The organism is Sulfurimonas sp. HSL-1716, assembly GCF_039645975.1.
In the GTDB taxonomy this organism is placed as follows: Bacteria; Campylobacterota; Campylobacteria; order Campylobacterales; family Sulfurimonadaceae; genus Hydrocurvibacter; species Hydrocurvibacter sulfurireducens.
Window position 1 is genome coordinate 759,801 of the sequence record NZ_CP147918.1, and the last position, 13,928, is coordinate 773,728.

At 46.1% G+C, this 13,928-nt stretch carries 3 protein-coding genes, 1 tRNA gene and 3 rRNA genes; 6 read left to right on the plus strand and 1 reads right to left on the minus strand.

Annotated features, from left to right (window positions below):
* Positions 1-22: 22 nt before the first annotated feature.
* The 5 genes from WCY03_RS03990 (at position 23) to rrf (ending at position 6,292) form a co-directional block, all read left to right on the plus strand.
* Positions 23-691, plus strand: coding sequence for a type II secretion system protein (locus tag WCY03_RS03990; protein ID WP_345993704.1), 669 nt, complete (start codon positions 23-25; stop codon positions 689-691).
* Positions 692-1,033: 342 nt separating this feature from the next.
* Positions 1,034-2,548, plus strand: a 16S ribosomal RNA gene (locus tag WCY03_RS03995).
* A 140-nt stretch (positions 2,549-2,688) separates the two neighbouring features.
* Positions 2,689-2,765, plus strand: a tRNA-Ile gene (locus WCY03_RS04000).
* A 377-nt stretch (positions 2,766-3,142) separates the two neighbouring features.
* Positions 3,143-6,052, plus strand: a 23S ribosomal RNA gene (locus WCY03_RS04005).
* A 124-nt stretch (positions 6,053-6,176) separates the two neighbouring features.
* Positions 6,177-6,292 (plus strand): 5S ribosomal RNA (gene rrf, locus WCY03_RS04010).
* Together the 16S, 23S and 5S rRNA genes with 1 tRNA gene alongside form the textbook arrangement of a ribosomal RNA operon.
* Positions 6,293-6,349: 57 nt before the next feature.
* On the opposite strand, the gene WCY03_RS04015 is transcribed toward rrf, so the two are convergent.
* Positions 6,350-6,769, minus strand: a complete 420-nt coding sequence (locus tag WCY03_RS04015; protein ID WP_345993705.1) for a GNAT family N-acetyltransferase — start codon at positions 6,767-6,769, stop codon at positions 6,350-6,352.
* Positions 6,770-6,871: 102 nt separating this feature from the next.
* Here WCY03_RS04015 and WCY03_RS04020 point away from each other — a divergent pair, with 102 nt between their 5' ends.
* Positions 6,872-13,921: an Ig-like domain-containing protein gene (locus WCY03_RS04020; protein ID WP_345993706.1), complete on the plus strand. Its 7,050-nt coding sequence runs from the start codon at positions 6,872-6,874 to the stop codon at positions 13,919-13,921.
* Positions 13,922-13,928 lie beyond the last annotated feature (7 nt).

The following is a 13,928-nucleotide window of genomic DNA, read 5'->3' on the forward strand; positions in this document are numbered from 1 at the left end:
TAATTTTATGTAAAGAAAAAAAATGAAAAGATCAGCTTTTACAATGTTGGAACTTGTTTTTGTAATTGTTGTAATCGGGATTCTTGCTGCTATTTTTATCCCAAAATTTGCCCAAAACAAATTATCTGAAGCAGCGAATCAGGTGATCTCACATATACGATATACACAGCATCTGGCATTGATGGATGATAAATATGATGCTAATGATGCGCATTGGTATCAAAAAAGATGGCAGATATTCTTTGCCAAGACTGGTGGAAGCGGTAATAAATGGGCATATACGATATATAGCGATAGTAATAATTATGATGGAGTTCCAAATCCTACGGAGATAGCTTTAAATCCGTTAGATAAGACAAAAAGATTAACGGGTGGCTATAGCGTAGGTACCGTTGCTTACGGTGATAGTGATGCAAGCGATAAATTGAATTTAGGAAATGAATACGGCATTACAAATATCACTTTTTCAAGCAACTGCAGCGGAAGCGGCTTAAGAATATCGTTTGATCATTTGGGTCGACCGATGTATGACGGCCCTCATAAGCTGGATGCGCCTTACACAGATGGGGGAGCCTCAAAGCTAATTCAAAAAGATGCAGGCGGAAATCCTTGTATCATTACATTAACGAGATCGTCTGAATCAACACAAATAGCTATAGAGCCTGAAACGGGTTATGTCCATATCCAGTAGTTTTTCTAATTTAATAGATTTTTAAGAATATTTTCCCTATAATTCCCGTCCACAAAACAAGCGAAGCGCTTTTCGCGAAGCGGAAATGTTTCTGAAGAGAGCATAGCGAGCGAAAAAAATGGAATAGCTGATTTTCGAGTTGAGGATCAGGGAGATTTGTTTTGAGATCATTGAAAACTAAGCAAGTAGACGACGGGGACGGCTAACGAGAGTTAGGGTTGTCGGAAGTTTACTTAAAGATAACTATAACATAACCGTCTATTTAATACTATTTATTAAATGGATACTTTTTAAAAAATAAAGCCAATGATTTTTATCTTGGGCTTTGGTTCAAATAATTCAATTATGGAGAGTTTGATCCTGGCTCAGAGTGAACGCTGGCGGCGTGCTTAACACATGCAAGTCGAACGATGAATAAGAGCTTGCTCTTAGGATTAGTGGCGCACGGGTGAGTAATATATAGTTAATGTGCCCCAAAGACCGGGATAGCCACTGGAAACGGTGATTAATACTGGATACACCTTTTAAGCAGAAGCTTAAACGGGAAATGTTTTTTCGCTTTGGGATCAGACTATATCCTATCAGCTAGTTGGTGAGGTAAGGGCTCACCAAGGCAATGACGGGTAGCGGGTTTGAGAGGATGATCCGCCACACTGGTACTGAGACACGGACCAGACTCCTACGGGAGGCAGCAGTGAGGAATATTGCACAATGGGGGGAACCCTGATGCAGCAACGCCGCGTGGAGGATGACGCATTTCGGTGTGTAAACTCCTTTTATGAGTCAAGATAATGACGGTAGCTCATGAATAAGCACCGGCTAACTCCGTGCCAGCAGCCGCGGTAATACGGAGGGTGCAAGCGTTACTCGGAATCACTGGGCGTAAAGGACGCGTAGGCGGGTTGTCAAGTCAGGTGTGAAATCCTACAGCTTAACTGTAGAACTGCACTTGAAACTGGGAGCCTAGAGTATGGGAGGGGGAGATGGAATTAGTGGTGTAGGGGTAAAATCCGTAGATATCACTAGGAATACCGAAAGCGAAGGCGATCTCCTGGAACATAACTGACGCTAAGGCGTGAAAGCGTGGGGAGCAAACAGGATTAGATACCCTGGTAGTCCACGCCCTAAACGATGTTCACTAGTCGTCGGGATGCTTGTCATCTCGGTGATGCACCAAACGGATTAAGTGAACCGCCTGGGGAGTACGGTCGCAAGATTAAAACTCAAAGGAATAGACGGGGACCCGCACAAGTGGTGGAGCATGTGGTTTAATTCGAAGATACGCGAAGAACCTTACCTGGCCTTGACATTGATAGAATACTGTAGAGATACGGTAGTGCCTTTCGGGGAACTTGAAAACAGGTGCTGCACGGCTGTCGTCAGCTCGTGTCGTGAGATGTTGGGTTAAGTCCCGCAACGAGCGCAACCCTCGTCGTTAGTTGCTAACAGTTTGGCTGAGCACTCTAACGAGACTGCCTTCGTAAGGAGGAGGAAGGTGAGGACGACGTCAAGTCATCATGGCCCTTACGGCCAGGGCTACACACGTGCTACAATGGGGCGTACAGAGAGTTGCGATACCGCGAGGTGGAGCCAATCTCTTAAAGCGTCTCTCAGTTCGGATTGTTCTCTGCAACTCGAGAGCATGAAGCTGGAATCACTAGTAATCGTAGATCAGCATTGCTACGGTGAATACGTTCCCGGGTCTTGTACTCACCGCCCGTCACACCATGGGAGTTGATTTCACCCGAAATCGGGAAGCTAACCTTCGGGGGGCTACCGCTTACGGTGGAATTAGCGACTGGGGTGAAGTCGTAACAAGGTAACCGTAGGAGAACCTGCGGTTGGATCACCTCCTTTCTAGAGTAAAGAGATATCATTCGTTTGATATGCTCAATATAAAGAAAATCTCACACGAGAAAAAAATGTTAGTTGTTCAGTTGTCTGCTTGCTTAGTTTTCAGTGATCTATGTTATTTCACATATCGACCGATTATTCTCGGGCCTATAGCTCAGCTGGTTAGAGTGCACCCCTGATAAGGGTGAGGTCAGAGGTTCAAGTCCTCTTAGGCCCACCATTTTTGAGTTATAGTACTTGAAAAATGAAGAAGAGAATAAAGAAGTTTAACACCAGACCTACAGAGGTAGGTTTAGTGTTAGACTTTAAAAGTCTAAGAAGAGTTCATTAAATTAATATTGTCAAAGTCAACTAAAGTAAAGAATAAACAAGGTTTATTTTTGAAATAACAACTACAACAGATCGCTGTCTTATGTTAAGTAAGGCAGTGAGCGCAAATTAGAATAGTACGCCAAAGGAAGTAATTCCTTAGGCTGCGCTAACGCTAAGTTCTCTTCGACAGAGAGTCCAATCGCACTAGTGCGATGAGCTTACTGCTGAAGTAAACCCAGTGTTAACGTAGGTATTCGGACTTTGTTCGGATAACGTATCATATAAAAAAAAGATATTAAGGGCCATAGGTGGATGCCTTGGCTGGTAGAGGCGATGAAAGACGTACTAGGCTGCGAAAAGCCTCGGGGAGCTGCCAAGAAGCTTTGATCCGGGGATTTCTGAATGGGGCAACCCGGCATGGCGCGAGTCATGTCACCCTACGGGGGGCGAACGAAGGGAAGTGAAACATCTCAGTACCTTCAGGAAGAGAAATCAAACGAGATTCCCAAAGTAGCGGCGAGCGAAATGGGATTAGGACAAACCTGGTGCTTGCACTAGGGGTTGCGGACTGCATACGGTATTTGAGTCGATAGATGAGCCATTTGGAAAGATGGGCCATAGAGGGTGATAGCCCCATAATCGAAATCGACGATAAGCCAGCAGGATCCAGAGTAGGTCGGGACACGTGTTATCTTGACTGAAGCCGGGGGACCACCCTCCAATCCTAAATACTACTACCAGACCGATAGTGAACCAGTACCGTGAGGGAAAGGTGAAAAGAACTGCGGTGAGCAGAGTGAAATAGAACCTGAAACCTATGGCTTACAATCATTCGGAGCACTATTATATAAGTGTGACGGACTGCCTTTTGCATAATGAGCCTGCGAGTTGTGGTATCTGGCGAGGTTAAGCGAACGCGAAGCCGTAGCGAAAGCGAGTCTTAATAGGGCGACATAGTCAGATGCTGCAGACCCGAAACTGAGTGATCTATCCATGAGCAGGTTGAAGCTGGTGTAAGAGCCAGTGGAGGACCGAACCCATTGACGTTGAAAAGTCTCGGGATGACTTGTGGATAGGGGTGAAAGGCCAATCAAACTCAGTGATAGCTGGTTCTCTCCGAAATATATTTAGGTATAGCCTCGAGCATTAGCATACAGGGGTAGAGCACTGACAGGGCTAGGGCTGCCTACCGCGGTACCAAACCCTATCAAACTCCGAATACTGTATGTGCAACCTCGGGAGTCAGGCGGTGGGTGATAAAATCAATCGTCAAGAGGGGAACAACCCAGACTAGCAGCTAAGGTCCCAAAGTTACATCTGAGTGGAAAAGGATGTGGAGTTGCTGTGACAACCAGGAGGTTGGCTTAGAAGCAGCCATCCTTTAAAGAAAGCGTAACAGCTCACTGGTCTAGCGATTCTGCGCCGAAAATATAACGGGGCTAAGATGTACACCGAAGCTCTAGATTCATAGTTTACTATGAGTGGTAGGAGAGCGTTCCAAACAGCGTAGAAGCCATACCGGCAAGGAGTGGTGGAGCGTTTGGAAGTGAGCATGCAGGCATGAGTAGCGATAAAAGGGATGAGAATTCCCTTCGCCGTAAACCCAAGGTTTCCTACGCGATGCTCGTCATCGTAGGTTAGTCGGGACCTAAGTCGAGTCCGAAAGGGGTAGACGATGGCAAATCGGTTAATATTCCGATACCGACGGTTGTTCATTTGAGTGATGGGGGGACGCATAGAGTTAAACGAGGTCACTGATGGAATAGTGGCTCGAAGGGTGTAGGATGATAAGCAGGCAAATCCGCTTATCGCGAATCCGAGACCTGACAGGCAATCCAATCTCTTCGGAGAGCGGGTTGAATCGTTGATACTGTCGTGCCGAGAAAAGCCTCTAAGCGAGAACAGCCGTTGCCCGTACCGTAAACCGACACAGGTGGGTGAGATGAGTATTCTAAGGCGCGTGGAAGAACCCTGGTTAAGGAACTCTGCAAACTAGCACCGTATCTTCGGTATAAGGTGTGCCTTAATCGTTAGGAGATTTACTCTCCAAAGCGATCAAAGGCCGCAGCAAAGTGTCCCTCCCGACTGTTTACCAAAAACACAGCACTCTGCTAACTCGTAAGAGGATGTATAGGGTGTGACGCCTGCCCGGTGCTTGAATGTTAAAAGGATTTGTTAGCTCTGCGAAGCATTGAATTGAAGCACAAGTAAACGGCGGCCGTAACTATAACGGTCCTAAGGTAGCGAAATTCCTTGTCGGTTAAATACCGACCTGCATGAATGGCGTAACGAGATGGGAGCTGTCTCAACCAGGGATCCAGTGAAATTGTAGTGGAGGTGAAAATTCCTCCTACCCGCGGAAAGACGGAAAGACCCCGTGCACCTTTACTATAGCTTGACATTGCTATTGGGATATCCATGTGCAGGATAGGTGGGAGCCGTTGATGTAGAAACGCCAGTTTTTACGGAGGCATCCTTGAGATACCACCCTTGGATATTCTGATAGCTAACTTGGTACGATTATCTCGTGCGAGGACAATGTCTGGTGGGTAGTTTGACTGGGGCGGTCGCCTCCTAAAAAGTAACGGAGGCTTACAAAGTTCGGCTCAGAAGGGTTGGAAATCCTTCGTAGAGTATAATGGCATAAGCCGGACTGACTGTGAGACAAACACGTCGAGCAGAGTCGAAAGACGGTCATAGTGATCCGGTGGTTCTGAGTGGAAGGGCCATCGCTCAAAGGATAAAAGGTACGCCGGGGATAACAGGCTGATCTCCCCCAAGAGCTCACATCGGGGAGGTTTGGCACCTCGATGTCGGCTCATCGCATCCTGGGGCTGGAGCAGGTCCCAAGGGTATGGCTGTTCGCCATTTAAAGCGGTACGCGAGCTGGGTTCAGAACGTCGTGAGACAGTTCGGTCCCTATCTTCCGTGGGCGTAGGAAAGTTGAGGAGAGCTGACCCTAGTACGAGAGGACCGGGTTGGACGTGCCACTGGTGCACCAGTTGTTCTGCCAAGAGCATCGCTGGGTAGCTACGCACGGATGTGATAACCGCTGAAAGCATCTAAGCGGGAAGCCAACTCCAAGATGAACTTTCCCTGAAGTACGCTTGAAGACTACAAGCTTGATAGGCTGGATGTGTACGCAGAGTAATCTGTTTAGCTGACCAGTACTAATAGTACGTTCGTCTTTTTTTTAGCTCACTGCCTTACTTAGTATAAGCAAAGCGGTCTGTTGTTGTAAATGTTGACTTTGATAATAAACTCCTCAAGTCCAAGCAGTTGGATATAAGCGCATCCCGGTGCTTTTATATCCGATTGTCTAGGTGGCTACAGAGAGAGGGAAACGCCTGGCCCCATTCCGAACCCAGAAGCTAAGCCTCCCATCGCTGATAATACTGCACCTTTCAGGTGTGGAAACGTAGGTCGCCGCCTAGTTATCGGATTTATCCTTCCTTTCAAATCTTTACAATCAACTCTCTCTTTTTATAACGCTTATTTTACCTCTTTTATGTAGAGTGATTCTGCCTTTTGAAATCCGTTTTTAATAATTGATAGATTTAATTCACTATCGCTTTCATTAAAAGAAAACAATATATTTTTGCATAGGTTCATTTTTGCAAAATCTATAAGATAAGATAACATCTCCATAGTATATTGAAGATTTTTTTTATCTTTTATGCTTATAAGCTCGTATATATGTAAATGTTTTTTATATTTTAGATTTGTTTCTATTTTTATGCCGGCGTACGTCGTGGCTCTATTATCATCAATGAGAGTTATAATCTTATAATTCTCTTTTTTCATCTCATAGACTAAATCTTCGAACTCTTTATAACTTATCTCTTCTTTTTCATGTTGTAATATTTCATATGCCGTATATAGCTCGGTCAATATTATTTCTCTTATTTGCATCTTTTTATCTTTTCATAGCCTAGGATTGTACCCGAGTACAATATCTTAATTTGCTTTATTATTTTATTATAGCGTTGATTAATTGTATATGAGGAGTCTGAGATGGCGGCAGTTATTGGAAAAGTAGAAAGTATAGACGGTAAGTTTTATGCAAAAAGTGCAGACGGTTCTTTGAGGGTTCTGACAAAAGGCGATCAAATCTTGGAAGGTGAGATTGTTATCGGTGATAAATCGAATTCTTCCACCGACAGTATAATCGTCACGGGAACAGACGGAACGGATATCGTACTGCTTGGTGATAATGCACAGCTTTTTGATGCATCTTTGTCGTCCGAGCCGTTTTCTCAAGATGAAGTAGCTAGCAATCATGATTCAATAACGAATATTATTACCAAATATGGTGCTGATGTTAATATCGACGATATTCAAACGGCTGCCGGAACAGATGGTGTATCGATGGTCGAATCTACAGACAGTGTAAAAGCGGATTTCCATGAGATAGGACTAAAAGCGGATTTTCATAAGATAGATATAAATAATGTTTTCTTAAATATAAACGCTTCATTAAGAGATCCTCATATAGCACAATCTTCTTTTGATGTAAACGACAAAAGCAATCTCGATTCAAACATAAATACAATAGCATTACAAAATAATCTATTTAATAAAGATGTGAGTTTAAGCGGACTTACTTCAAGTTTAGAAAATTCATCCAATTCAAATAGTACCACGGATACTATTACCAATATAGATACGCCTACTATTATCGGTACGACAGAAGCAGGTGCTGCCGTGATAATAACAGATGCAAGCGGCAATATTGTGGGCAGCGGTGTTGCGGATCATTCAGGTAATTATTATATCACTACGTCAGAATTACCGGAAGGTTCTAACGATTTGACGGTTACTGCTACCGATGCGGCAGGAAATACAGGTTCTATCTCTCAAAATGTGACAATAGATACGGGCATAGCGACACCGACGGCGGATATCGCTGCTGCTAGCGATACGGGTGCATCTGCGACTGATACTATTACAAGCGACAACACACCGACAATCAACGGAACAGGCGAAGCCGGAGCAACGGTGGTTATTACCAATGCGGCGGGTGAGACAGTAGGAACTGCGACAGTCGGAACTGACGGTACATACTCTGTTACGACAAGCCAGCTTGCAGACGGAACTCAAAACCTCACTATCACGACAACAGACACAGCCGGAAACAGCGCACAGACTACGCAAAGTATCACTGTTGATACGGGCATAGCGACACCGACGGCGGATATCGCTGCTGCTAGCGATACGGGTGCATCTGCGACTGATACTATTACAAGCGACAACACACCGACAATCAACGGAACAGGCGAAGCCGGAGCAACGGTGGTTATTACCAATGCGGCGGGTGAGACAGTAGGAACTGCGACAGTCGGAACTGACGGTACATACTCTGTTACGACAAGCCAGCTTGCAGACGGAACTCAAAACCTCACTATCACGACAACAGACACAGCCGGAAACAGCGCACAGACTACGCAAAGTATCACTGTTGATACGGGCATAGCGACACCGACGGCGGATATCGCTGCTGCTAGCGATACGGGTGCATCTGCGACTGATACTATTACAAGCGACAACACACCGACAATCAACGGAACAGGCGAAGCCGGAGCAACGGTGGTTATTACCAATGCGGCGGGTGAGACAGTAGGAACTGCGACAGTCGGAACTGACGGTACATACTCTGTTACGACAAGCCAGCTTGCAGACGGAACTCAAAACCTCACTATCACGACAACAGACACAGCCGGAAACAGCGCACAGACTACGCAAAGTATCACTGTTGATACGGGCATAGCGACACCGACGGCGGATATCGCTGCTGCTAGCGATACGGGTGCATCTGCGACTGATACTATTACAAGCGACAACACACCGACAATCAACGGAACAGGCGAAGCCGGAGCAACGGTGGTTATTACCAATGCGGCGGGTGAGACAGTAGGAACTGCGACAGTCGGAACTGACGGTACATACTCTGTTACGACAAGCCAGCTTGCAGACGGAACTCAAAACCTCACTATCACGACAACAGACACAGCCGGAAACAGCGCACAGACTACGCAAAGTATCACTGTTGATACGGGCATAGCGACACCGACGGCGGATATCGCTGCTGCTAGCGATACGGGTGCATCTGCGACTGATACTATTACAAGCGACAACACACCGACAATCAACGGAACAGGCGAAGCCGGAGCAACGGTGGTTATTACCAATGCGGCGGGTGAGACAGTAGGAACTGCGACAGTCGGAACTGACGGTACATACTCTGTTACGACAAGCCAGCTTGCAGACGGAACTCAAAACCTCACTATCACGACAACAGACACAGCCGGAAACAGCGCACAGACTACGCAAAGTATCACTGTTGATACGGGCATAGCGACACCGACGGCGGATATCGCTGCTGCTAGCGATACGGGTGCATCTGCGACTGATACTATTACAAGCGACAACACACCGACAATCAACGGAACAGGCGAAGCCGGAGCAACGGTGGTTATTACCAATGCGGCGGGTGAGACAGTAGGAACTGCGACAGTCGGAACTGACGGTACATACTCTGTTACGACAAGCCAGCTTGCAGACGGAACTCAAAACCTCACTATCACGACAACAGACACAGCCGGAAACAGCGCACAGACTACGCAAAGTATCACTGTTGATACGGGCATAGCGACACCGACGGCGGATATCGCTGCTGCTAGCGATACGGGTGCATCTGCGACTGATACTATTACAAGCGACAACACACCGACAATCAACGGAACAGGCGAAGCCGGAGCAACGGTGGTTATTACCAATGCGGCGGGTGAGACAGTAGGAACTGCGACAGTCGGAACTGACGGTACATACTCTGTTACGACAAGCCAGCTTGCAGACGGAACTCAAAACCTCACTATCACGACAACAGACACAGCCGGAAACAGCGCACAGACTACGCAAAGTATCACTGTTGATACGGGCATAGCGACACCGACGGCGGATATCGCTGCTGCTAGCGATACGGGTGCATCTGCGACTGATACTATTACAAGCGACAACACACCGACAATCAACGGAACAGGCGAAGCCGGAGCAACGGTGGTTATTACCAATGCGGCGGGTGAGACAGTAGGAACTGCGACAGTCGGAACTGACGGTACATACTCTGTTACGACAAGCCAGCTTGCAGACGGAACTCAAAACCTCACTATCACGACAACAGACACAGCCGGAAACAGCGCACAGACTACGCAAAGTATCACTGTTGATACGGGCATAGCGACACCGACGGCGGATATCGCTGCTGCTAGCGATACGGGTGCATCTGCGACTGATACTATTACAAGCGACAACACACCGACAATCAACGGAACAGGCGAAGCCGGAGCAACGGTGGTTATTACCAATGCGGCGGGTGAGACAGTAGGAACTGCGACAGTCGGAACTGACGGTACATACTCTGTTACGACAAGCCAGCTTGCAGACGGAACTCAAAACCTCACTATCACGACAACAGACACAGCCGGAAACAGCGCACAGACTACGCAAAGTATCACTGTTGATACGGGCATAGCGACACCGACGGCGGATATCGCTGCTGCTAGCGATACGGGTGCATCTGCGACTGATACTATTACAAGCGACAACACACCGACAATCAACGGAACAGGCGAAGCCGGAGCAACGGTGGTTATTACCAATGCGGCGGGTGAGACAGTAGGAACTGCGACAGTCGGAACTGACGGTACATACTCTGTTACGACAAGCCAGCTTGCAGACGGAACTCAAAACCTCACTATCACGACAACAGACACAGCCGGAAACAGCGCACAGACTACGCAAAGTATCACTGTTGATACGGGCATAGCGACACCGACGGCGGATATCGCTGCTGCTAGCGATACGGGTGCATCTGCGACTGATACTATTACAAGCGACAACACACCGACAATCAACGGAACAGGCGAAGCCGGAGCAACGGTGGTTATTACCAATGCGGCGGGTGAGACAGTAGGAACTGCGACAGTCGGAACTGACGGTACATACTCTGTTACGACAAGCCAGCTTGCAGACGGAACTCAAAACCTCACTATCACGACAACAGACACAGCCGGAAACAGCGCACAGACTACGCAAAGTATCACTGTTGATACGGGCATAGCGACACCGACGGCGGATATCGCTGCTGCTAGCGATACGGGTGCATCTGCGACTGATACTATTACAAGCGACAACACACCGACAATCAACGGAACAGGCGAAGCCGGAGCAACGGTGGTTATTACCAATGCGGCGGGTGAGACAGTAGGAACTGCGACAGTCGGAACTGACGGTACATACTCTGTTACGACAAGCCAGCTTGCAGACGGAACTCAAAACCTCACTATCACGACAACAGACACAGCCGGAAACAGCGCACAGACTACGCAAAGTATCACTGTTGATACGGGCATAGCGACACCGACGGCGGATATCGCTGCTGCTAGCGATACGGGTGCATCTGCGACTGATACTATTACAAGCGACAACACACCGACAATCAACGGAACAGGCGAAGCCGGAGCAACGGTGGTTATTACCAATGCGGCGGGTGAGACAGTAGGAACTGCGACAGTCGGAACTGACGGTACATACTCTGTTACGACAAGCCAGCTTGCAGACGGAACTCAAAACCTCACTATCACGACAACAGACACAGCCGGAAACAGCGCACAGACTACGCAAAGTATCACTGTTGATACGGGCATAGCGACACCGACGGCGGATATCGCTGCTGCTAGCGATACTGGTGCATCTGCGACTGATACTATTACAAGCGACAACACACCGACAATCAACGGAACAGGCGAAGCCGGAGCAACGGTGGTTATTACCAATGCGGCGGGTGAGACAGTAGGAACTGCGACAGTCGGAACTGACGGTACATACTCTGTTACGACAAGCCAGCTTGCAGACGGAACTCAAAACCTCACTATCACGACAACAGACACAGCCGGAAACAGCGCACAGACTACGCAAAGTATCACTGTTGATACGGTGGCATCAGAAATGGATAAGCTCGCTATTACGAATATAGTCGATAATAATGGTGATTTTACTTCTATAACTATGAGCGGTACGGGTGCTGAAGCAGGAAATACGATCACATTATATGATGAAGACAATAATCCTGTTGCTACGGCAACAGTCGGAACAGACGGTAGATGGAGTACGGATATCAGTAATCTTGATGGCACTCCGATAAACGACAATGAGTTTTTTAAAGTTACCGAAACAGACACGGCAGGAAATCAGACGGATGAAACGAATACTACTCATTACTGGCATGGTACATGGTCAAATGCCGAGACGGAAGTGACTGATGATTATGCGATGATGGGAAGAGGAAATGATACTATACATATAAATGACAATGATGCGAATGACCATCTTGTCATCGATGGCGGAAATGGTAATGATACTGCTGTTTTCAACGGTAATGTAGCTGATTATACGATCACGACAGATGCAAACGGCAATACGATAATAACCGAAAAAGTTTCAACGGACAGCGACGGTAACGGTATAGGTGATGTCAACGAGCTGAGAAATATCGAGACAATAGATTTTGCCGATGGAAAATATGATGTTAACAGCGGAGTATTTACGGCAAATGATGTAACGGCTGAAGTACCGACATTGAGTATTGATATAGGAGCAGAACAGGTAGTAGAAAATAGTTTAGGTAATATATTTAATGATATAGAAGTTCATGAAACAGGGGGCACGAATTTAGATAGTGATTATACATCGCACGGAAGTACAGATATCTCTTTGGATATCGATAATATGAATGCTTCTTCTATCTCTACAAGCAGCGGTGATGATAATATTAATATAAAATATAGTGCAAACGATAAAACTATCGATCTTGGAAGTGGTGACGATAGCTTGATCATTGGCGGGAATGCTGACGGTAGCGTAATAAATATGGGGCAAGGCAATGATATCGTACAAATAGACGGTAATTTCCAAGGAGTAACAACTAGTAGCTCAGATGATGATTCAGATAGTTATCATGGAGACTCACACAGTCATCGTGGAGATTCTAATAGTGATACGACTAGCTATACCGGTTCAATTGATCTAGGAAGTGGTGACGATAAGATACAGTTAAATAGTAATAGTAACTATAATAATGTAAAAATAGATGGTGGTAGCGGAACGGATACATTGTATTTTACAGGAACTTCAAGTGACTATAAGATTTTTGACAGTAATCATAACGAGATTTCATTTAATGATTACAATACGTTAAATAAAAATGGAACAGGTAATTCGGATAATAGCGAATTTTCTATTTATAAAGTGGACGATAATGGTACTATACAAGGTGATCCGTCAACCATATCGAATATTGAAAATATTGTCTTTGAAGGGGATCAAACATCCACACAGTATCAATATGATGTAACGTTAAATGCAGGACTTACGGATACAGATGGCAGTGAAACATTAAGCAATATAACTATTGACAATCTTCCAGACGGCACTACTTTAACAGATAGTGACGGCAATACTTTAAATGCAAATAGTGACGGGAGTTACACTCTTAGCGTCGATGAAGGAGGGAATGTCAATGCTACTCTAATAAGCAATAGTCAAATTGACACAACTCATCTTGATGCAATTACTGCGTCCGTTACTTCGACTGAAAGCAGTACCGGTCATGAAGCTACGATGCAAAGTACGGTCGGCGGGTTCGATATATTGATGTACGACGGAGATATGCACCTCGATCTTGGAAATATAGTTCATAATGTTCATAATATAGAATCTTTGGATCTAGGAAACGGTGCTCAAAACGTATCTGTCTCGCTCGGTGACGTACTTGATATTACTGACAATAACAATACTTTAACGATCGACGGCGATACTCATGACACTGTAACGCTCAATAATGATTCAAACGGTGACGGAAAAGCGGATACGACATGGCATTTAGGAGATAATATCGTAACAGATACGGCAACAGATGCTACGTATCACCAATACACGGGAACAACGGATGACGGACATAGTGTAACCGTCGAGATCAACACGCAAATACATGTAGATCACAGTTAATGTGCTC

Coding starts and splice junctions, on each gene's coding strand:
- WCY03_RS04020 (WP_345993706.1), top strand. CDS start 6,872: ATGGCGGCAGTTATTGGAAAAGTAGAAAGTATAGACGGTAAGTTTTAT.
- WCY03_RS03990 (WP_345993704.1), top strand. CDS start 23: ATGAAAAGATCAGCTTTTACAATGTTGGAACTTGTTTTTGTAATTGTT.
- WCY03_RS04015 (WP_345993705.1), bottom strand. CDS start 6,769: ATGCAAATAAGAGAAATAATATTGACCGAGCTATATACGGCATATGAA.